17 protein-coding genes and 1 pseudogene are annotated in these 20,209 nt (G+C 69.8%); 3 read left to right on the top strand and 15 right to left on the bottom strand.

The window, feature by feature from the left end; genetic code table 11:
• A pseudogene (locus VFA06_RS18795) lies at nt 1–284 on the top strand (helix-turn-helix domain-containing protein); the annotation flags it as partial.
• A gap of 210 nt (nt 285–494) precedes the next feature.
• Nucleotides 495–3,203: an AfsR/SARP family transcriptional regulator gene (locus tag VFA06_RS18790; RefSeq protein WP_324841924.1), complete on the top strand. Its 2,709-nt coding sequence runs from the start codon at nt 495–497 to the stop codon at nt 3,201–3,203.
• A gap of 183 nt (nt 3,204–3,386) precedes the next feature.
• Here the strand turns inward: VFA06_RS18790 and VFA06_RS18785 are convergent, their stop codons facing one another.
• Nucleotides 3,387–3,812, bottom strand: a complete 426-nt coding sequence (locus tag VFA06_RS18785) for a hypothetical protein (RefSeq protein ID WP_324841923.1) — start codon at nt 3,810–3,812, stop codon at nt 3,387–3,389.
• 212 nt (nt 3,813–4,024) lie between these two features.
• On the opposite strand from VFA06_RS18785, the gene VFA06_RS18780 reads away from it, so the two are divergent.
• Complete coding sequence (locus VFA06_RS18780) at nt 4,025–4,597, top strand: nitroreductase family deazaflavin-dependent oxidoreductase (RefSeq protein ID WP_324841922.1); 573 nt, start codon at nt 4,025–4,027, stop codon at nt 4,595–4,597.
• A 25-nt stretch (nt 4,598–4,622) separates the two neighbouring features.
• On the opposite strand, the gene VFA06_RS18775 is transcribed toward VFA06_RS18780, so the two are convergent.
• The 14 genes from VFA06_RS18775 to VFA06_RS18710 all read right to left on the bottom strand — a co-directional run bounded on the left by VFA06_RS18775 (nt 4,623) and on the right by VFA06_RS18710 (nt 20,188).
• On the bottom strand, nt 4,623–5,267 hold the full coding sequence (locus VFA06_RS18775; RefSeq protein WP_324841921.1) for a maleylpyruvate isomerase family mycothiol-dependent enzyme: 645 nt from the start codon (nt 5,265–5,267) through the stop codon (nt 4,623–4,625).
• A gap of 155 nt (nt 5,268–5,422) precedes the next feature.
• Nucleotides 5,423–7,708, bottom strand: coding sequence for an MMPL family transporter (locus VFA06_RS18770; RefSeq protein WP_324841920.1), 2,286 nt, complete (start codon nt 7,706–7,708; stop codon nt 5,423–5,425).
• Entirely contained in the window at nt 7,705–8,283 is a 579-nt protein-coding gene (locus VFA06_RS18765) for a helix-turn-helix domain-containing protein (RefSeq protein ID WP_324841919.1), read from the bottom strand. The genes VFA06_RS18770 and VFA06_RS18765 overlap by 4 nt, the downstream gene beginning before the upstream one ends.
• A 126-nt stretch (nt 8,284–8,409) precedes the next feature.
• Nucleotides 8,410–9,513 (bottom strand): hypothetical protein, encoded by a 1,104-nt coding sequence (locus VFA06_RS18760; RefSeq protein WP_324841918.1) that lies wholly within the window; start codon nt 9,511–9,513, stop codon nt 8,410–8,412.
• 68 nt (nt 9,514–9,581) lie between these two features.
• Nucleotides 9,582–10,385, bottom strand: coding sequence for a 4'-phosphopantetheinyl transferase family protein (locus VFA06_RS18755; protein ID WP_324841917.1), 804 nt, complete (start codon nt 10,383–10,385; stop codon nt 9,582–9,584).
• Nucleotides 10,382–11,272 carry a DUF6206 family protein gene (locus VFA06_RS18750; protein ID WP_324841916.1) on the bottom strand — a complete coding sequence of 297 codons (891 nt, stop codon included), beginning with the start codon at nt 11,270–11,272 and terminating at the stop codon, nt 10,382–10,384. The genes VFA06_RS18755 and VFA06_RS18750 overlap by 4 nt, the downstream gene beginning before the upstream one ends.
• Nucleotides 11,273–11,282: 10 nt before the next feature.
• Nucleotides 11,283–11,555: a hypothetical protein gene (locus VFA06_RS18745; protein WP_324841915.1), complete on the bottom strand. Its 273-nt coding sequence runs from the start codon at nt 11,553–11,555 to the stop codon at nt 11,283–11,285.
• Nucleotides 11,556–11,616: 61 nt separating this feature from the next.
• On the bottom strand, nt 11,617–12,834 hold the full coding sequence (locus VFA06_RS18740) for a beta-ketoacyl-[acyl-carrier-protein] synthase family protein (protein WP_324841914.1): 1,218 nt from the start codon (nt 12,832–12,834) through the stop codon (nt 11,617–11,619).
• Nucleotides 12,831–13,076, bottom strand: coding sequence for an acyl carrier protein (locus tag VFA06_RS18735; RefSeq protein WP_324841913.1), 246 nt, complete (start codon nt 13,074–13,076; stop codon nt 12,831–12,833). Before VFA06_RS18735 ends, VFA06_RS18740 begins: the two co-directional genes overlap by 4 nt.
• Before the next feature lie 38 nt (nt 13,077–13,114).
• On the bottom strand, nt 13,115–14,116 hold the full coding sequence (locus VFA06_RS18730; protein WP_324841912.1) for a beta-ketoacyl-ACP synthase III: 1,002 nt from the start codon (nt 14,114–14,116) through the stop codon (nt 13,115–13,117).
• 422 nt (nt 14,117–14,538) lie between these two features.
• Nucleotides 14,539–15,270, bottom strand: coding sequence for an AfsR/SARP family transcriptional regulator (locus VFA06_RS18725; protein ID WP_324841911.1), 732 nt, complete (start codon nt 15,268–15,270; stop codon nt 14,539–14,541).
• Between the two features lie 526 nt (nt 15,271–15,796).
• On the bottom strand, nt 15,797–16,114 hold the full coding sequence (locus VFA06_RS18720; protein ID WP_324841910.1) for a hypothetical protein: 318 nt from the start codon (nt 16,112–16,114) through the stop codon (nt 15,797–15,799).
• Nucleotides 16,065–17,360, bottom strand: coding sequence for an L-prolyl-[peptidyl-carrier protein] dehydrogenase (gene redW, locus VFA06_RS18715; protein ID WP_324841909.1), 1,296 nt, complete (start codon nt 17,358–17,360; stop codon nt 16,065–16,067). The genes VFA06_RS18720 and redW overlap by 50 nt, the downstream gene beginning before the upstream one ends.
• Nucleotides 17,357–20,188, bottom strand: a complete 2,832-nt coding sequence (locus tag VFA06_RS18710) for a polyketide synthase (protein WP_324841908.1) — start codon at nt 20,186–20,188, stop codon at nt 17,357–17,359. The genes redW and VFA06_RS18710 overlap by 4 nt, the downstream gene beginning before the upstream one ends.
• Nucleotides 20,189–20,209 lie beyond the last annotated feature (21 nt).

Raw genomic sequence — 20,209 nt, 5'->3', positions numbered from 1 at the left:
TTCGCATCCTGGAACTCGCCGCCGAAGCCGTGAACACGAGCGGACTCGCTCATGGCCTCGGACTGAGCGCGGCGACCATCTCCGCGCACACCGCGGCGCTACGCGCCGCCGGACTCATCACCAGCGTCCGCGACGGCAAGGCCGTCATCCACCACCGCACCGCACTCGCCAACCTTCTTCTCGGCGGCCCACACGACTCCGGGCCAACCGAACGAGATCGGGACCGCTATCCGGGACATCCGGGTAAGTCCGGTTCCGGCGATAAAGCCGTCCAGGATGCCTGACCGGTATTGCAGCCTCTTGAGGGTATGGAACATGATCCTCTGCGCCGGATACGATGTCCGCCGAATCGCTTTCGGTAATGGGGCAATCACATTCGATGCGCGCTTGCCGCGCCATGATGCGTTTGAGCGAGACGATCCTTGCTTCAGTTTTCGGTGCTCGGGCCGCCGGCGGTCATCCGCGACGGGGCGGAGCTGAGGATTCAGGCGGTTATGCGGCGCACCGTGCTGGCCGCGCTGCTGCTGGAGGCGAACCGGGTCGTCACCACCGAGCGGCTGACCGCGATGCTCTGGGGCGAAGATCCTCCCGCGGCCGCCACCGCTTCGCTGTACAACCACGTCATGCGCCTGCGCGCCGCACTGACCGGCGACGGCTCCCGGCTCCGGACTGTTACGCAGGGTTATCTGCTCGAGGTACACGACGGAGAACTCGACCTGCACGTCTTCACCCGGCTCTACGATCAAGCGCAGCGCGCTGCCCGCAACGGCGACTGGGAGAGCGCGTCGAACGGCCTGGCCGAAGCGCTGAGGCTGTGGCGCGGCGAGCCGCTCGCGGGATGCGCGCCGACGGTTCTGTGCCAGACCGAGGCGCAGCGTCTCGGCGAGCTGCGGCTGCGAGCGCTGGAGGCCCGCATCGAAGCAGACCTCAGGCTCGGGCGCCACCGGGACTTGGTCGGCGAGCTGCGCACACTCGTCGACCGACACCCCCTTCACGAATCCTTCCACGCCCGGCTCATGCTCGCGCTGCACTGCTCCGGCCGACAGGCGGAGGCGCAGGAGGCCTATCGGGAGCTGCGCAGGATTCTCGTCGGGGAGTTGGGGATCGAGCCCTCCGACGACCTTCGGCAGCTACATCAGCGTCTGCTGCGCGGCGAACCGGTGCCTGAGGTACGAGCGCGGGGCCCGGTGCCGGCACAGCTGCCCGGCAACGTTGCCGACTTCACCGGGCGCGGCATGCAGCTGGCGCAGCTGACCTCGCTGCTCGGCGATAGCCGGCGGCCGCCGCAGGTCGTGGTGGTCTCGGCGCTCACCGGTGCTGGAGGCATCGGCAAGACGGCCCTCGCGGTACACGCCGCTCATGCCACGCGGGCCGGGTTCCCCGACGGGCAACTGTATGCGAACCTGCGCGGAGGCGGTGACCGCCCGGCCACGGCCGCCGAGGTGCTCGCCCGTTTCCTGCGCGCGCTCGGCGCGGATCCTGCGGCGCTGTCGGCCGAAACGGAAGAGCTTGCCGCCGCTTACCGTGGCTGGCTGGCGGACCGCACGATGCTGATCGTGCTCGACGACGCCCTCGACGCCCATCAGATCAGGCCGCTGCTTCCCGGCAGCGGCGGTTCGTGCGTCCTGGTCACCAGCCGAGACCGCCTCATCGAGCTGGAGGCCGGGCACCGACTGAATCTGGACGTACTCCCGGACGCGGACGCCAGCGCGCTCCTTGAGCGGATCATCGGCTCCGCGCGCTGCCAAGCCGAGCCGGAGGCCTTCACCCGCGTCCTGGGCCGATGCGCGGGCCTTCCGCTGGCGATCAGGATCGCAGGCGCGCGCCTGCTCGCCCGGCCCGGGTGGCGGCTCGCCGACCTGGCTGACCGCCTGGAGCGCGCCGAGGACCGCCTCGGCGAGTTGACCGCCGGCGACCTCGGTATACGGGCGAGCTTCGAAGTCAGCTACGCGGCCTTGGACTTGAAAGCCGCGGACGGCGTCGGGCAGCGCGAGGCGTTCAGGTTGCTCTCCCTCTTTGACGGGCCTCATCTGAGCATCATGAGCGCGGCCGCCGCGCTCGGCGTCGAATACGTGCAAGCCGAATGCTTGCTCGAGTCGCTCGTCGACGCGCACCTGCTGGAGTCACCGCAGGCGGGGATCTACCGCTACCACGACCTGTTGCGTCTCTATGCCGCCGAGAAATCCCGGCTGCAGGATCCGGCGCAGCGCGGCGCGGACAGCGTGGCCCGGTTGCTGGACTGGACCCTGCACGCGGTCGTCCGGACCACGCTGGCGATGGCGCCCGGCCGGGTGCGGCCACTGGAGCGCGAGCCCGATCCGGCGTGGCGGTTCCCACCCGCGCGCGATTACGCCGAGTGCCTCGCCTGGTTCCGGGCAGAGAAGGACAACCTCACCACCGCGGTGGCGCAAGCGGTGCGGATCGGCCGCCACGATCTCGCCTGGCAGCTGGCGTTCAAGCTCTACACCTACCTCGCGCTTGAGCATCCCTATCAGGAGGTCCTCAGTATCCTGTTGACGGGTCTGGCGAGCGCGATCGAGGCCAAGGCGGAAAGCGGGCGCAGCGCGCTGCTCAACGTGATTGCCATCACCGAGGCGAAGCAGCACCGGTACGAGGACGCCGTGGCCCACTTCGAGGAAGCGCTCGAGGTGCGCCGTCGTCTGGGCAACCCGGAAGGTGTCGCGGCTTGTCTGTCCAACCTCGGGATCCTCTATCGTAAACTCGAGCGTTTCGACGACGCGTTGGCCGTGCTCGAAGAGACGATCGCGATCGCTGAGAAGGCCGACTATGCGTTGGGGAAGTGCACCGGCTATGCGTCGCTCGGCGAGGTGTATCTGGCTCAGGGGCGCTTCGAACTGGCCCGGGATACGTTGCTGTGCGCCCTCGGCTCCTACCCGCAAAACGGTGACATCCACGGCAAGGGCGACGCACTGAGCAAACTCGCACGGGCATACAGCGGTCTGGGCGACGTCGAACTGGCAGTCCGTACCCGTGAGCGAGGTCTGTGCGAGATCCGCGCGGCCGGCGACCGGACTCAGGAAGCCGACGCGCTGCAGGACCAGGCCGAGGACCTGGCGAGGCTCGGCCGGGACCGGGAAGCGCGAGAGCATCTAAGCGCCGCTGAGGGCATCTTGTCCGATCTCGGTGATCCACGTGTGCAACAGGTACGAGACCTCCTCCGCCACGGCCCGAGGCGATCGTGAGCGCTGCCTGTCGGCGCCGCTGAGTCCGAAAGCCATCCAGGCCGTCAATGCTGACGACGGTCGACCCGGCCGCCGATGGCGAACCGGGTCGACCTTGAGCGATCTCGCCCGGGCAGTGAGGCCACCGCGGCTATCCGCGGGTCAGGCGGGAGGGAGCGTGCCGCACCCGGGGCGGCTGTCCGATCAGTACCAACCGCTTGAGCTGTACGTGATGTGCCCGTCCGGGTAGATGCACTCGCGTTCCGAGTCAGTTCCGGCGCTCAGGAAGAACCACGTCATCTGGCACCACTCGTGGCCGGGGGTACGTGTGCCGAAGTGGTTGGTCTCGGAGCAGTTGACGAAGACCACCGTGCCGCCCGACCCGATGCACTGATACGACGACCGCTGCCACACCAGATGGCCGTCCTCGTAGACGTTCTGGTCGATATTTCCGATGTCTCCGGCTCCGCACCAAACCGACGCCCACACCGTTCCGTTGGATTGCGGGTAGTCGACGGTGGGGATGCAGTCCGCGGTCGCGGCGTGCGCCGACACCGCCGGGCCGCCGACCACGAGCGTCAGGCCCGCGATCACGGACGCGACCAGCGCGCCCAATCGTTTGAGCTTCACAGGCTGTGTCTCCTACGTATTCGTCGTTGTCCTTGAGCGGATTCCGCATACTCATCCTCGGCGGGGCGCCTAACAGCCTTCTAACAGAAGCGGTTCGAGCCGCCGCGGTCTGCGGCCCGGGCGCATCCCCTCCCAATAGATTGCATAGTGCAATAATTCTTGGGTAGCTACGTCGCTGGAAACCGAGCCTGGACCGTGAGGGAGGCGATGTGATGGCCACCAACGAAGCATCCGACAGCCCGGCTGTGCACAAGAGGCCGGGATCGGCGACTCGCTGGCTGCTCAGATCACCCACGCGGCTCTACGACCTGCACGCCGGCTGGCTGCTTGATCACCGGTTCCTGCGCCTGACGCACATCGGCCGAAAGTCGGGGCGCCGATATCGGACCATGCTCGAAATCGTCCGCGCCGACCCAGGGCGCAATGAGTTCGTCGTCATGGCTGGACTCGGCGAGCACGCGGACTGGTATCGCAATGTGCGGGCCGGCGGCGCCGTCGAAGTTGCGGTCGCGAACGAGCGCTTTTCGCCCGCGTACCGCGTGCTCGGGGAGCAAGAAGCCGCCGAAGCGCTCGCGCACTACGAACACGACCACCACTGGGCCGCGCCGATGATCAGGCGTGCTCTCACATGGCTGGTGGGGTGGGACTACGACGCCTCGCCAAGCGCGCGGCTTCGGCTGGTGCATGAAGTGCCGCTGCTGGCCTTCCGCCCCGCGGATCAGCAGACGTTCACGCGTGATGACCGGTCAGGGACCGGCCAAGCAGGCGAAGACGCTGCGTTCTGAACGCTGTCACCCGTTCTGAGCGCTGTCACCCGATGCGGCGCGCAAGCGTCGTAGCGCCTGGGCCGCTGAGCCGTCGCGCTCCCTCGCCGCGGCCGGTTATCGCGAGCAGCAGGTCGTCCGCCGCGCCCCGTACCGGAGCGCCACGTCCCCAGGTGAAGTCGATGTCTTCCGCCTCCAGGCGCAGCCCGTCGAGGCAGCCGCGCGGCACTAGAGTCGGCCCGGGAGCGCCCGGCGGGTGCTTGAGCGTCACCAGGCACTGCAGCGCGGCGCGCAGCCGGTCCGGTTCGACGTCGCGGACGATGCGGAGCGGGCGGCGGATGTCGAGATCGTGGACGAGCAGGTCGGCCAGTGGCGCCTCCGGACCCTGGCCCCGCGGGATGAACCGGGATTCCGCGAGGCGGCGCAGCCGTTCGGTGAGCTCGGTGGCCGAGTGCTCGGCCCAGCGGGCGGTGAGTTTGTCGTTCGCCCGGTCGAAGCTGCCCCGGGAAGTCATCAGGGTTCGAAGGAACTCGCCCGAACTGACCTCGAGAACCATCACCACGTGCGCGGCCACGTCGTGGACGCGCCACCGGTTGCACAGACTCGGGGTGGCCAGCTGCCGGGCGGTGAGCTGGTCGAGCAGGTCGGCGAGCGCCCGCCGTTCGTCGGCGAGCATGTCGAAGACGTCCACGCGGGAAGCGTGGCACAGTGCACTGATCGATCGCTGACCACTGCCTGACCGGTTCGGAGACGGTGAGCGATTCGGAGACGGTGAGCGGCTCGGCGGAGGGGCTGGCGCTGGCGTGCCGCGCCGATCCCCGCCGCCGAGCCCTGCTCGGGCCTGCGCTAGCGGGCCGCACCACGCGGAGGATCGCTGGTGACCGCCTCGGCCGCGGGGCGCGACGGCGCCGGCACGCTCGCCGCCGGAGCCGTCCCGCCGGGCAGGAGGCGCTCCAACACCGAGGGCGTCCACCAGTTCCAGTGCCCCAGCAGACGCATCAGCGCCGGGACCAGAACCAGGCGGATCAGCGTGGCGTCCAGGGCGATCGCCGCCGCCAGGGCCAGGCCGAACTGCTTGAGCTCGAGCACGTTCGCGATCATGAAGCTGCCGAAGACGGCCACCATGATCGCCGCGGCCGCGGCGATCGGGCGGGCGGTGTGCTCGATGCCGGTGGCCACCGCGGTCGCGTTGTCGCGGGTCTGCTGCCAGACCTCCTGCATGCGGCGGATGAGGAAGACCTCGTAGTCCATCGAGAGGCCGAACAGCATCACGAAGACGCTGATCGGGAGATACACCTGAAGGAATCCGACGCTGGTGAAGTTCAGCACGCTCGATCCGTGGCCCCACTGGAAGACCGCGACCGTCAGGCCCATCGCCGCAGCGGTCGCCAGCAGGTTCATCGCGACGGCCTTGACCGGCAGCACGACGCTGCGGAACACCACGAGCAGGAACAGCAGCGAGAGCCCGAGGACGAGCAGCAGGATGTACGGAACCTTGGCGTTGGTCTCGTGCGTGAGGTCGAGGAACACCGCGGTCGCGCCGCCGACCAGCGCGACCGTGCTCGTGTGCGCAGTGGCCTGAGGCACGAGGTCGTCGCGGATGTGCTGGACGAGCGTGGTCGCCGCCGATGAGTCGATCGGCACGGAGGGCACCGCGTCGATCAGCACGCGCCCGCCCACCTGCTGCGTGTCGACGGCGCTAACGCGCGAGTCGTGGGAGACCGCCGCGGCCAGTCGCTGTGCCTGCTGAGCGCCTGCCGCTTGGAGCGGTGTGTCACCCGGACCGGTGACGACGATCTGCACCGGTGAGACGACCCCGGGTCCGAAGGAGCGCTCAAGCACCTGCTGGGCCTTGGCCGAGGGCTTGCCGGTCAGCGAGGCGGTGCCGAGGTCGATGCCGTAGCGCATGTCGCCCACCGGCAGCGCCGCGAGCACGAGGATCGCCACTGCGGCCACGCCCGCCACGATCGGGTGCCGCATGATCGTGTGCGCCCAGCGGGCCCAGCCGCCGGTGTTCTCCAACGCTCCGGGCTGGATGTCGGCGGGCTGGAAGCGGGCCGGCAGCGAGCCCTTGTTGACCCGTGCGCCGAGCATGGCCAGCACGGCGGGCAGCAGCGTCCAGGCCGCGGCCAGGGTGCAGACGACCACGATCAGCACGGCGACGGAGATCTCGCGGAAAACCGAGGAGTTCACGATGAACAGCGAGCACATCGAGATGGCGACGACGACGCCGGAGAACAACACCGTGCGGCCGGACGTGGCCATGGCGGAGCCCGCGGCCTCGGCGATCTGCGCGGACTGGGCGCGGTGCTGCGCGCCGCCGCCCTTCCCGCTCACCCCGCGCCGGGCCAGTTCCTCGCGGAACCGGCTGACGATGAACAGGGCGTAGTCGATCCCGATGCCGGTGCCGATCATGGTGATGATGGTGACCAGGAAGGCGTCGAAGTTGAAGCCGAGGGCGAGCAGGGCGACGACGCCGAAGGCGAGCATGAGCCCGGCGATGGCGAGCAGCAGCGGGAGCACCGCGGCGACCACGGCGCCGAGGGCGAACAGCAGGACGAGGAGCGCGACGGGCATGCCGATGGACTCGGCATGCTCGGAATCCGCGTTCTCGACCGCGGTCAGGTCGTTGGTGATCGGCGAGTAGCCGGTGAGATACGCCTGCACGCCGTCACCCGAGGCGTTCCGCACTGCTGTCTGCACCTTGCCGGAACGCGAGGTGAGCTGGCTGGGGCTGCCGTTGAGCCCGATGAGGGCGAGCGCGGCGCGATGGTCGGGCGAGATCTGGTCGTGGGCTTGCGGCGCGAAGGGACTCAGGACGCCGACCACTCCGGTCTGGCCTTTGGCCGCGGAGAGCACCTTGGCGACGGCGCTCCGCCCGGCGGCAGCGGTGATATCCCCGGAGCTGCTGAAGACGATCACGTCCTGTTCGGCCCCCTCACCGGCGAAGTGCCGTTGAAGCAGCGCGCTGACTTGTTCGGACTGTGAGCCGTTGACCCCGTAGTTCGGTCCGCCCAAGTGCGATTCGAGCAGCGGGAAGGAGGCCATGCACGCGATGAGGAGCGCAATCCATGTATAGAAGACGGCCTTGCGGTGGCGCGCCATCCGGACGCCCCAGTGGTATGCGGTCATTGCGGTTCTCCTGCCAGCAGGCCCAGCACGGCGGCTGCGGCCGGCCGGGTGTCGAGTTCGGGGTCGAGGACGAGGTGTAGAAGCAGGCCGTCGAGCAGGGCGGCTATTGCCGCGGCGACGCCGTCGGCGGGCACGGCGCCCACCAGCGCGCCGCGTTCCTGGTCGCGCCGGACCAGGTCAGCCAGCGCCTTGCGGTAGTCGTGCAGGTCCGCGGCGATCGGAGCGCGCAGCGCGTTGTCCCGCACGGCCTCGCGGGCGGTTTCGAGGAGCTGGGCCACCGCGGGGTCGGACAGGCCGCCGGCGGCGTACCAGGCGAACGTCCCGCTGAGCAGCTCAGCGACGCTGCCGGCCTGTGCGGCCAGCGCGAGCGGAGCGGCCAGCGCCTGGCGGGTCGCGGACAGGGCGGCCTCGCGCAGCAGGTCGTCCTTGCCCTCGAAGTGGTAGCTCACCGCCCCGTGCGGCACGCCCGCCCGGGCGGCGATGGCGCGGGTGGTGACCGCACACCAGCCGGTCTCGGCGATCAGTGCGGCCGCGGCGTCCAGGAGCGCCTGGCGCGTCGCAGCTCCCTGTTCCACGGTAGATGGTCTTCGACCTGCGCGAATGTGCCGCCGTTGCGGATTGTCCATATGGCCAATGCTACACCGATCATTGCATGATGCAATGCTAATTCAGTGCATCGTGCAATGATTTTTTCGCTGGAGTCAGAGCTCGATGTGCGCGCCGGACGCTGCTCGCCGCGCGGTGCGTGGGAAGGCCCTGGTCGGACGGCCGAGCCGGGCGACGAAGAAGACCCGGCCGGGCAGGTTGAACCGTGACTGCAGATCACGGCGCGCGTCCTCGTGTTGCAGCAGGATGCTGAGCGGGTGGATGGCGAGGCCGCTGCGGGTGGCGCGAAGCCAATAGTCCGTCAGGTAAGCGCCCGCACGCAGGATGTCGTGCGCGGTCGGTGCCGCGGTGGGCAGGCTCAAGATGCTGATCGTCGGCGTTTCGCGGGTGAGCGCGGCCAATTGCCCGGCCAGCAGGCGGGGATAGCCGAGGTGGCGAAGCGCGCGCATGGTCCTGGGCGCGAGGGCGAGTTTCATCAGGTGGCGGCGCGTCGGGCGCATGGGTCCGAAGAGCTGGGCGAGCGTGAAGCCGTCGCCGTGCCCGGCAGCCTCTTGCGGCGATCGGATGAATGAGAAGGTCTCGCTCCAAGCGGTCAGGTCACTGAAGTCGCGGCCGCCGTGGCGGGCGAGCAGCCGGGCGAATTGGGATCGGTCCTCGGCACGGAATAGGTGGTGCACTTGTATGTCATGGTTCTCACACAGCGCCGTTCCCGGCGCCTTTAGCTCTTCCAGCACCGCGGGATCGAGCTGCTCATTGAGGTAGGGCGCCCGATTCGTGCATCGGGCCGCGGCCGCGGCACTCAGCTCGGACATGGATTCTGCGGCGTGGACACCTGGGACGAGCTTCAAGACTCCGAGCGCGGTCCATCGCTCGGGCCAGCGCGGGTGCAGCTTGGGAGCGTCCTCCTCCAGAAAGCCGGCTTGCGCGAGAGTCCAGCCCTGCGCGGCAAGTGCCCGAACGAGTAGTTGGCCGTACAGCCCGCAGCTGAGGAGCATCTCGAGTCCGTGCGCGGCCAAAGCGGTGAGCCGGCGGTCCTGATCGAGGGCCAGCGCGAGATAGCGGTGCGGTCCGGCGACGTCATCGTGGAACAGCTTCGCCGCCGCGCTGCGGGCCTCGTCCCCGGCCAGGTGCGCAAGCGCCCACGGCTGGCAGTTGTGCGAGGACGGGCTGAGCGCGGCGACTTTCGCGGCTTGGCTCAAGACGAGGTCAAAGGGCTGCGTCGGCGCAGGAGGGGGCGCAGGGGCCGTGGGAGTCCGCACGTGTCACGCTACTTCCATACCAGGGCCAGGGAATAGCCGTCGATGTCGCGGGCCCATCCGGCGAAGCGCTGCGCCTGCTCGGCGTCGGGCTCGTGCTGTCGCAGGTCAGCGCCGGCTCGCCAGGAGAAGCGGCCGTCTGCTTGCCAGCCGGTGAGCGTCACTTCGCGCGGATCCACGCGCAGGCCGACGCCGAGACGCTTGAGCACAGCCTCCTTGCATGCCCAGTGCAATGACGGCGCCATCTCCCGCAGCGCGGGATGCGCCGGCACCGGCTCCGCCGCCTCAGCCGCCTCATCCGCGTCGGGTGTGGCCAGCAGGTCGAGCAGTGGCGGCGGCATGGGGCGGGTGCGCTCCAGATCGACGCCGATCGGCCGCGGGCCGCAGGCGGCCACCGCGAAGTCGCCGGAGTGTGACAGTCCGATCTGCACCGGAGCGTTGGCTGTGGGCTTGCCCGCGCGCGGTCCGCTGCGGATCTGCGAGACCTTGATGCGGCGCGGACCTGGTTCGTGACCGAGGTGGCGACGCTGGTGGGCGCGTACGGCGCGGGATGTGGCCAACCGTCCGGCGACCCATTCCAACCGGCGCTTGAGCAGCCAGAGCGTGGCGGCGTGCGCCGCTTCCTGCGGGTGCAGTTCGCGGCGTTCAAGCGCGGCGCGGGCCGTTTCGGGCAGGCTGCCGAGCCAGGCGATCGAGACTACGGCGAGGGTCAGCGGCCCGGGTGCGTGGCAAAGGTGCAGCGGGCGTGCCGGGTCGAGGGTTAGGCCGCGCTGGAGGGCCGCGCAGACGGTCCGGCCGTCCGGATGCTCGGTCATCGGTCGATTTCGGGCGGCAGCAGGAACGGATAGGGGAGTCGCAGCACGTTGCGATGCCAGAAGCGGTCGGCTTTGCGCAGCCGCTGAATCAGTTCCCACATGCGCGCATCGCCGCGGTAGTAGGCAGCGACCTCCTGCGCCGTGATCGGCGCGGACAGGCGCGGGTTGGCCACCTCCAGGAAGAGCGGAATGAGCTTCTCGAGCCGCTCCTTGTGCAGGTTGCCGAGGAAGTCGAGCAGCACGCCGCGGCTCGAGTAGAACTTGTCGAAGATCGACTTGCTCATGGTGAGACGTACGGCGTCGCGCAGGACCCACGGCAGCGAGGTGAGGAACAGCGGCACGTCGAGCCGCTCGCGCCCTTGGTCGTCGCGCAGCAGCGGGGTCGTGACGTCGAGGTAGGTGAGTTCGCCGTCCAGGTCGATCCAGTTCGAGGCCTGGGCGTCGAGGCCGAAGGCCGGGGTGACGGCACGGTCGACGTGATCGAGGAAGCGCTTGAAGAAGTCGACGGCCCAGGACTGGGGCTGGTCGCGTAGCAGCCGCGAGCACAGCCGTTCGGCGGGCAAGGCCTCTTGGACGCAGTAGGCGACGATACGGCCGCCGGACAGGCGCTCGTGCCATAGCCGCGTGGGCGCCGCACGGATGCCGGCCTGCTCGAGCTTTTCGAGGTAGTCTGCGAGCGTGCTCGTGTAACGCTCGTACCGCTCCAGCGTGGGAAACACCGGCAGCCGCTTGCACGCGTAGGCGCCGTGAGGGGTCGTCAGCTTGAGCACGAGGGTGACTTCGCCGTAGCCGAGCACGTCGAGGGCGCTGTCGTCGGTTGTGCGCAGCGCGGCTTGTACGCGGTCTTCGAGGGCCTGAAGGTCGTCGTGAGGGATGGCGAACGACATGACCCGCGTCCTAGTCCTCGCTGTCGGTGAGAAGCGCTTCAAGCGACGCGCCGCTTCGCGCCCACGGGCGCCGGTAGAGCAGCAGGCCGGCTAGAACAGCGAGAGTAAGCAGCAGGGCACCGCGGGGCGGCCGGCGTGAGGTGCCAGGCAACTCGCCGCGACCAAGCAGTGTGTCGGTCAGCGGCTTGTCGGCGGCGTCGGGCTGCGGGATGAACTTCGAGATGCCGTTGATCAGGGCGAGCGCGCCCGAGACACGCTTCAACAGAACGGTGCGCTGGACCACGATGGCTCCTTGAGAGGGCTGATGGGATGGGCTTCGGCCGCTGCGGGCCGAGCGGAGAGGGTCAGGCGGCGGTGAAGACGAGCACCGCGTTCTGGCCGCCGAAGCCGAACGAGTTGCTCACGGCCGCCCGCAGGTGTCCATGGCGCGGCCGACCGTGGACCACGTCGAGTTCGATCTTCGGATCCTGACAGTCGAGGTTGGCCGTGGGCGGGACCGTGCCGTGTTCGAGGGTCAGGACGCTGAGGGCGGCCTCGATCGCCCCGGCGGCGCCGAGCGTGTGGCCGAGCACGCCCTTGGTCGAGGTGACCGCGGGTCCGGCGCCGAAGAGGGTGCCCAGCGCGCTCGCCTCGATTTCATCGTTGAGCGGGGTGGACGTGCCGTGCGCGTTGACGTGGTCGATGTCCTCGGGTGCGAGCTCGGCCTCGCGCAGCGCTTCGCGTGTCGCCCGGATGACGCCGGTCGCCTGCGGATCCGGCGCGGTGAGGTGATGGGCGTCCGCGCTGGCGCCGTAGCCCGCGAAGCGGGCCCGGACACGCGCGCCGCGGGCGCGGGCGTCGGATTCGCGTTCGAGCACGAGGATCGCGCTGCCTTCGCCGATGACGAACCCGTCGCGATCGGCGTCGAAGGGGCGGCTGGCGGCGCCCGGATCGTCGCGGCGCCGCGACAGCGCGCCCATCTGCGCGAACCCGGTGACGATCAGCGGGCTGACACCTGCTTCGCTGCCGCCTGCGAGTACGACGTCGCACCGGCCGGCCAGCAACAGGTCACGCGCGGCGCCCAGGGCGGTCGCGCCGGAGGCGCAGGCGGTGGCGGTGACGAAGTTCGGGCCCGTGGCCTTCAGATCGATGGCCACGTTCCCCGCCGCCATGTTCGGCACCAGCATCGGGATCAGCAGGGCGGAGACCGCGCCGGGCCCGGTCTCCATCATCACCCGCTGCTGGCGTTCCCAGGTGGACACTCCCCCGAGCCCGCAGCCGACGACCACCCCGACTCGGGCGCCATCCCAGGTGGCCGGGTCGAGTCCGGCGTCAGCGACCGCCTCGCGCGCGGCAGCGAGTGCCAGCTGGACGAACCTGTCGTGGATCAGCCGGCTGCGCGTGCCGACGTGGACCGCCGGTTCGAAGCCGGGCACCGTGCACGAGAAGTCCACCGGCAGTCCGGCCAGCTGCGGGTCCCGGCGCGCCGCGGAGCGGCCCGAGCACACGCCCGCCCAGGTGGCCTGCGCGCCGATTCCGGCCGCGGTGATCAGCCCGAGCCCGGTGACCGCGACCGCGGTCATGACGCCGAGGCGGCCACCCGCGCGCCGATCAGCTCGGCGGCCTTGGCGATCGTGTCGCGCGGGGTGGCGGCGTCGTCGTCGATCTGCACGCCGAGCTCGGCCTGGACGACCAGCAGCAGCTCGACCATGAACAGCGAGTCGATGTCCAGATCCTCGAACGTGGCCTGCGGCGTGATCTTCGCCGGGTCGACGTCGAACCGGTGCACCAGCAGGTCGACCAGCGCGTCGTAAGAGTTCGCCATCGGGCGCTCCTTCGTGTCGGGTGGTGGTTCGTGAGGCGTCACGGCGCGGCGAGCCGGGGCCAGGTCAACGTGACCGATCCCCAGGTCAAGCCGCCGCCGAAGGCGGTGAGCAGTACGCGTTGCCCGGCGTGCAGCGAGCCCTCCTCATGGGCCTGGTGCAGGGCCAGCGGGATGGAGGCGGCGGCCGTGTTGCCGACCAGCGCGATGTTGCTGACGACGCGCTGCGGATCGATGCCGAGCAGGTCGGCGAGGCGGTCGAGGATGCGTTGGTTGGCCTGGTGGCACACGAGGCGGTCCAGGTCGGTGTGCCGCCAGCCCGCCTGTTCGAGCGCCGTGCGCACGGAGCGTTCCATGCGCTGCACCGCGTGGCGGAACACCTCCCGGCCTGCCATCGTGAAGTACTGGTCGTCAGGGTCGCCCGCGCTCGCCGCGAGCCGTTGCTGCGAGCCGCCGGCGCGTACCGTGATCAGGTCCCTGCCCTCGCCGTCGCTGCCGAGGTCGAACGCTCCGAGGGCGCCCGGCTCACCGTGCTTCCCGGCGCGCAGCAGCACCGCGCCCGCGCCGTCGCCGAAGAGGGCGAAGGTGGTGCGGTCGTGCGGGTTGAGGATGCTGGAGTAGGTGTCCGCGCCGATGACCAGGACTCGGTCGGCGGCCTCGGCGGCGATCAGGCCGGCGGCTGTCGCCAGGGCGTAGACGAATCCGGTGCACACCGCCGCGACGTCGAAGGCCGCGGCCCCGGAGAGCCCGAGTCTGCTGGCCACGAACGGCGCAGTGGCCGGGCACGGCCGGTCGGGCGTGGTGGTGGCCACCACGACGGCGTCGGCCCCACCCTGGCCGGAGGACTTGAGCGCACCGCGCCCGGCCTCGACCGCGAGGTCCGAGGTGGCGGTGCCCGGCGCGGCGAAGTGCCGTTGCCGGATGCCCGTGCGGGTGCGGATCCACTCGTCCGTGCTGTTCGCGGTGGCGGGCAACTGCTCGTTGGTCACCACGCGCTCAGGCAGCGCGCTGCCGAGTCCGGCGAGGACGGCGGCCCGGCTCACAGGGCGCCGCCCTTCGGACGGGCGCGGCGAGGTAGGGCCACAGTAGCTACTCCTCCGTCTGGCGGGGCTGCGGCGACCAGTCTGTTTCCGTGCGCTGACCGTGCGCTGACCGATGACTGACCGTCGGGGACCGGATCGGGTGGTTCAACGGCCGGTCAGCGACTGGTCAGACCCGGTTGCGAGGATGCGGTGGGTCGCAGCCCTTTGATGCGAGCCGCGCGAGGCCGGTCGACACGCTCGTGACGACCGGCCAGGGAAAGGCGCTCGACGCCTGAACTGCGACGGGTTCGGGGCGCATTCCGCCTTGTACGGCAGCGAAAGCCGGCGATGGTCCTGCGGCGAAGGAAGGAACCCGTCGATCCATCAGGGTGCGGTGATGACCCGGCGCGGCCGGGCCGGAGCGGCGGCGCGCAGCCGCGCCGTCAGTACGCTGCGATGCGCTGGCCGACCTGCTGCGACCATACGGCGGCCGTCGATTCCAGCCGTGGGTCCTGGGAGAGAATCTCGGCGTATCGGTGCTTGAGCCGGTCGCTGGGCTCCAGGCCGAGTTCCTCGTCGAGCCGCGCGCGCAGCCGGTGGAACAGGTCCAGCGCGTCGCTGTGCCGGCCTACGCGGTAAAGAGCGAGCATCAGCTGCTCGTAGAAGCGCTCATGCAGCGGGTGGTGGGCTACCAGCTGACTGAGATCCGCGATCGCCTGCCGGTTGTCTCCCACGGCGAGGCGGGCGCTGACGATGTCCTCCCAGACGGTCAGGCGCCGCTCGTCGAACAGCGTTGCGGCACTGCGGCAGCGCAACCCGTCGCCCGCGTCCAGCAGGGCAGGTCCGCGCCACAGGCGCAGCGCCTCTTGAAGCAGCTCGAGCGCGCGGTCCGCGTCGCAGTGCAGCAGCGCCGCGCCGCGAGCGGCCAGATCGAGGAAACGGTTTCCGTCGACGTGCTCCGGCGGGATGTCGAGCAGGTACCCGTTGCCCACCGCGCGCAGCACGGTCAGGCCGGGTCCCTGCCCTGTCTTCCCGTCGAGCACCCGCCGCACCCTGGTGGCCTGCGCCTGCAACGCATTGCGCACGTTGCCGAGCGGTTGGCCGCACCATAGCTCGTCGGCGAGATCGACGTGTGAGATCGCACGGCCGGCGTCAAGGGCGAGCGTCGCGAGCATCGCGCGCACCTTGTTCGCGCGGATTCCCCGGCAACACCCTTCCACCCTGACGGCGACCGTACCAAGTATGTCGATGAACACGACACTCCCAAGAACTAGCTGATATTCCCTTTCCTGTGGCCGAACCTCCGGCGGCGGCCGGAATCAGACAACGGTATGATCTTTTCCCCGTTGTTCCTCGACCGAGGCACAGCTCGAACTCTTGCACGCTGCAATGTTAGTGTCAAGGTCATCCGTCGGTAGAACGGTCAACCACCATCCGACCGGTCAGTATGCTGTCTGAGCACTACGAATTCCGTGGTGCTCGGAGATTACAATCAGCGTCCTTATCTTGCACTATCGTACCGAGTTCGCCGGAGTTAGGTGCTCCTAATGCGGCTGCGGGCGTCGTTTTCTTCAACGACCGTTCGGTAAACCGTCACGAAAACAACAGCCGCCCGGCACATGAATCCGAACGGCTGTTCATTTTCGCTCCGGCACAAGGCGGACCGAAAAAGGGATACCGGTGGGCCGCAGTCGCGTCGCGTTATGCGGCGGCGTATCCCGGTTCGATGCGTTCTCCAGCGCACTCGTCGACCACGACCGCCATCCGCTCGAAGGCGTCGACGAGTTGCCCGAACACGGCGCTCTTCATGTCCCGCGCGAACAGCTCCCGGTCTCGCACCGTGATGACTTCGAAGTAGTGCACCGGTGCCGTCGTGTCCGTGGTCACGCGCTGAACGCTGAAGGAGACGACGCTGGCCAGCTCGGGGCAGGCCGCGTAGTCGCGTTCGCGTACCCAGGTCTCGAACTGCTCAGGAGCGACTCCGGGCCGTAGCCGTATGCGATGCACGATGATGTCCACGAGGCTCCTCGCTAGGGGTCGGGCGTTGTGCGGGGCGCGGGGCTCCCAGGCCGAGCGCCCGGGCCACGTTGTTGCGCTGGATTTCGTTGGTGCCTGAGAAGATCCGGGAGGGCAACGCGTCGCGCAGCAGTCGCTCGGCCTCACCGTCGAGCACCCCCAGAGCGCCGCGTATCTGTATCGCGTCCATGCCGCACTGCACCGCCGCCTCGCTGACCGCCAGCTTCGCGAGCGCGGGCGCGATGTCGTCCTCGTCGCCGGCGTCGAGGCCGCGGGCGGCCTGCTGAAGCAGAAGGCGCGCGCTGCGCAGTCGCAGCTCCATGTCGACGATTCGGTGACTGATCGCCTGGAAGCTGCCGATCGGGACGCCGAACTGCTCGCGTTGCCGCGCGTACTGGACGGTCGTGTCCAGTACGCGCCGCATCGCGCCGAGGTAGATCGCGAAGAGGCAGGTGCGCTCCCAGCGCATGGACAGGGAGAACACTCCGGCGCCGGCTCCCTCGGGCCCGAGCAGGTCGGACGCGGGAACCACGCACTCGTCGAGGTAGATGTCTGCTGTCGGCGAGCCGTGCAGGCCCACCTTCCGATAGGGCTGGCCGACCTGGACCCCGGGCGCGTCCGCGCGAACCAGGAACGAACTGAGGCCGAAGAAGCCGCCGCCGGCCCGGGTGGCGGCCTGAATCAGCAGCACGTCTGCGACGGGCGCATTGGTGGCGAAGCACTTGGTGCCCGACAGCGCGAAAGTCTCACCGCGGTGTTCCGCGCGGGTGGTCAGATGCAGCGCGTCGGATCCGGCGTCCGGTTCGGTGACGGCGTGGGCCGCGACGTGTTCGCCGGAGCACAGTGCGGGCAGCCAGCGGCGTTTCTGCTCCTCGGTGCCGAAGTGGACGATCGGCATGAGGCAGGCGAAGAGGTGGGCTGCGCAGGAGAAGGCGAAGCCGGTGTCCTGGCAGCCGTATCCGAATGCTTCCATGACGGCGCTCGTCGCGGTCGCATTCAGGCCGGCTCCTCCGTAGGACGTCGGGACGCAGGCGCCGAGGACGCCCTGTTGCCCCGTCATGCGCCAGCGGCGGCGGAAGTCGGCGTGGCTCTCGGGAGTGCCGCTCAGCTTGCTCTCGGCGAAGCCGCGCACCGCCCGGCACAGTTCGTCGACATCCGTGTCCGCAACGGCGTCGGTTGCGACAGTGTTTATTGCAAGCGCGTCTATTGCAGGTGTGTCTGTTGTAACCGTGTCCGTGTACGAGGTCATCGGATCGCGCCTCCGGGTTCTTCGATCAGCAGGTGGTAGTTGATGCCGCCGGTGCCGAAGCTGCTGACGGCGGCGCGGCGCGGCCGGTCTGGCGGGCTGGTCCACGGCTGGGGACGGCGCGGTATCTCGGCCGGGATGGCGTGCAGATCGATCGCCGGGTTCAGCTCGCCCTCACCTGCGGTGGGCGGGTACGTTGCCGTGCGTACCGCGTACAGGGCGCGTAGCAAGCCGGCGCCGCCGGCCGCAGCGAAGGTGTGGCCGAAGGCTGCCTTCGCGGTGCCGATGCGCAGTGGCTCCTCGCGGGAGGTCTTGCCGTAGACCTGGGTGGTCGCGTCGATCTCGACGCGATCGCCGACGCGGGTGCCGGTGCCGTGCGCTTCGAGGTATCCGACCGCGTCGGGGCCGAAGTCGACCTGCCCGAAAGCCTCGCGCATTGCGCGCGCCTGGCCGTCGGCGTCCGGGGCGATCAGGGATTTGGCGTCGTTGGAGGCGCCGACACCGCGGATGAGGCCGAGTATCCGCTCGCCTTCGCGTGTGCAGTCTTCTTCGCGCTTGAGCAGGAACAGCGCGCAGCCGTCGCCGGGAGTGAATCCGTCGGCGCCGGCTGCGAACGGCGTGATGCGGGTCGGCGACAGCAGCCCGAGGGCGGAACAGAGAACCAGGTCGCGCTCGTTGCAGGGCAATTCGACGCCGCCGGCTATCGCGTAGTCGGCGCTTCCGGTTCGCAGGGCACTGATGGCCATGTCCACCGCGGCCAGCGCCGAGGCGCAGGCTGCCTCGACGGCCACCGGGACGGCGCTGAGGCGGAATTCGTTGGCGATGAGTGCGGCCGCACCGCTGGCCAGATATCCGTCGAGCGTGACCGGTCCGAGTACCTCGTCGGCGGTGGCGAAGCGCTCGCGGGCCAGTTTGACTACGGCGTCGCGGTCCTCTGCGGTCAGGTGGCGCAGCGCGGCGAGCTCTTTGACAGCCTGCTCGATCTCTGGGAGGGCGAGCTGTGCGTTTAGTCGCCGTTCGCGGGAGAGGCTCAGCGAGCTGCCGATGGCGATCAGCCCTCTGCCACGCAGGTCGGCCGGTCTGGTGTGGCAGGAGGCGAAAAGTTGATCGGCGACGTCCAGGATGAGCCGCTGGGCCGGGTCCATGGCCGCGTAGCGCCGGGGAATGATGTGAAGGCCGGGCGGTGGCTGCTTGGGGGGAGGCAGGGCGGCGCCGAGCTCGGTGTACGTCTGCGCCAGGCCGGTGCTGCCGGGCCGGAAGTAGAGCTCTCGGTCGAGTAGTTCGGCGGGCAGCGGTCTGATGCGATCGTCCGCGTGCAGCGAAGTGCGCCAGAAGTCGTCGGCGGTGCGTCTGTCGGCGAAGCTCCCGGCCGCGGCGAGGATTGCGACGGGCTGCGACCTTCGTGCTGCCGCAGCGGCCGGGATCGCGGCTGCGCCGGACGCGGCGGCTTTCGGCACGTGTTCGTCGAGCAGCAGGTAGCACACGGTGCCGGTCAGCGAGGAGCCGACGACCGCGGCGCGGCGCGGCAAGTCGGCTTCTGGACACAACCAGGGCTCGGTCGTTCGCGTGAAGCGGAACGCGGTGCCGGACAAGTCCAGCGGATCGGCTTTCGGGCAGGCGGCCTGCGCGGGCAGGTGCCGGTGGTGCAGCGCGAGCGCCGCCTTGGTGACCGCGGCCAGGCCGGCGGCGCAGATCGTGTGACCGAGCCGGTCCTGCGCGCTGCCCAAGGCGATTGAGCCGGGCAGCCGGTGCGCGAACAGCGCGCCGAGCGCGTCGAGGTCGGCGCGGGCGACTGGCGCCATGCTCGCGGCGGCACTCTCGACGTATTGCACCGCGGTCGGCGGCACCGCGGCGGAGTGGTGCGCGGCCGCGGCGGCTTGGAGTCGGTGCGAAGTCGAGGGCGAATACCGGAAGACTCCCGGCCTGGCGTGGTGGACTAGTGTGCAGTCGCGGATCAGAGCATAGATTCGGTCTTGGGAGCGCTGTGCGCCCGACAGCGGCTTGAGCAGCAGAGCGCTGACACCTTCGCCAGGCCGCAGACCGTATCCGTCGGCGGCGAACGGATGGGCGTCGGGTTGCAGCAAGCCTTTCGCGTCGAGCGCCCTCTCGAGCAGTGCGCCCTCCCGCCGTTGTCCGGCGGCGACGAGCACGGCGTCCGCGTGGCCTGCTCGCAGGCTGTCGACCGCGGCCGCGAGGGCGACGAAGGAGCCGGCGTCCGCCGATTCGATGCTCACGGTCCGGCCATGCAGCTTGAACGCCGCGGCGATCCGCGCCGGGATGCTGCTCGGCATCTCGCCGACGCGGTCGTGCGGTGATCCGCCGAGCCGACCGGTGAGCAGCGCGCGCAGTTCGTCCGCCGCCTCGCGCGCGCCGGCTGCCGAGAGCGCGCCGTCAGGCGCGGCGAGTGCGGCTTCCAGATCGCGGGTGTAGCGGACGGCCTCGACGCGCAGCGCGTTGGCCAGTTGGCGATCGAGTCCGAAACTGGTGGCGCACACCACGTCGGTGCGTCCGCCGAGCGGTGAGCGCGGATCATGTCCCGCGTCCACGAGGCACTGCGCGGCCGCTTCGAGCATGAGCAGTTGCATGCGGTTGAGCGAGCCGCGCTGGGCCGGCGGGATGCCGAAGCGGGCCACGTCGATGTCGAGGTCGTCCAGGCCCGAAGCCGCGACGCCGCCCTGCGAGCAACTGCACGGCGGCGTGCTTCGGCGCATGAGTTCCCAGTACTCTGCTACGCCCCGGGCGTGCGGGTACAGTGCCGCGATGCCGACGATCGCGATCGGTTCGGCGGCGCGGGCGCGGGCCTGTCGGCTGGTCTGCGGCTCGGAGTGCATGGACTGGCGACTCCTGCTGTC

It is taken from the genome of Actinocrinis sp. (assembly GCF_035653575.1).
GTDB lineage: Bacteria > Actinomycetota > Actinomycetes > Streptomycetales > Catenulisporaceae > Actinocrinis.
The sequence above is the reverse complement of the archived record's forward strand: the minus strand, read 5'-3'. Positions and strand labels throughout refer to the sequence as shown.

Coding starts and splice junctions, on each gene's coding strand:
- VFA06_RS18790 (WP_324841924.1), top strand. CDS start 495: ATGCGGCGCACCGTGCTGGCCGCGCTGCTGCTGGAGGCGAACCGGGTC.
- VFA06_RS18780 (WP_324841922.1), top strand. CDS start 4,025: ATGGCCACCAACGAAGCATCCGACAGCCCGGCTGTGCACAAGAGGCCG.
- VFA06_RS18770 (WP_324841920.1), bottom strand. CDS start 7,708: ATGACCGCATACCACTGGGGCGTCCGGATGGCGCGCCACCGCAAGGCC.
- VFA06_RS18755 (WP_324841917.1), bottom strand. CDS start 10,385: ATGACCGAGCATCCGGACGGCCGGACCGTCTGCGCGGCCCTCCAGCGC.
- VFA06_RS18750 (WP_324841916.1), bottom strand. CDS start 11,272: ATGTCGTTCGCCATCCCTCACGACGACCTTCAGGCCCTCGAAGACCGC.
- VFA06_RS18740 (WP_324841914.1), bottom strand. CDS start 12,834: ATGACCGCGGTCGCGGTCACCGGGCTCGGGCTGATCACCGCGGCCGGA.
- VFA06_RS18735 (WP_324841913.1), bottom strand. CDS start 13,076: ATGGCGAACTCTTACGACGCGCTGGTCGACCTGCTGGTGCACCGGTTC.
- VFA06_RS18725 (WP_324841911.1), bottom strand. CDS start 15,270: ATGCTCGCGACGCTCGCCCTTGACGCCGGCCGTGCGATCTCACACGTC.
- redW (WP_324841909.1), bottom strand. CDS start 17,360: ATGACCTCGTACACGGACACGGTTACAACAGACACACCTGCAATAGAC.
- VFA06_RS18710 (WP_324841908.1), bottom strand. CDS start 20,188: ATGCACTCCGAGCCGCAGACCAGCCGACAGGCCCGCGCCCGCGCCGCC.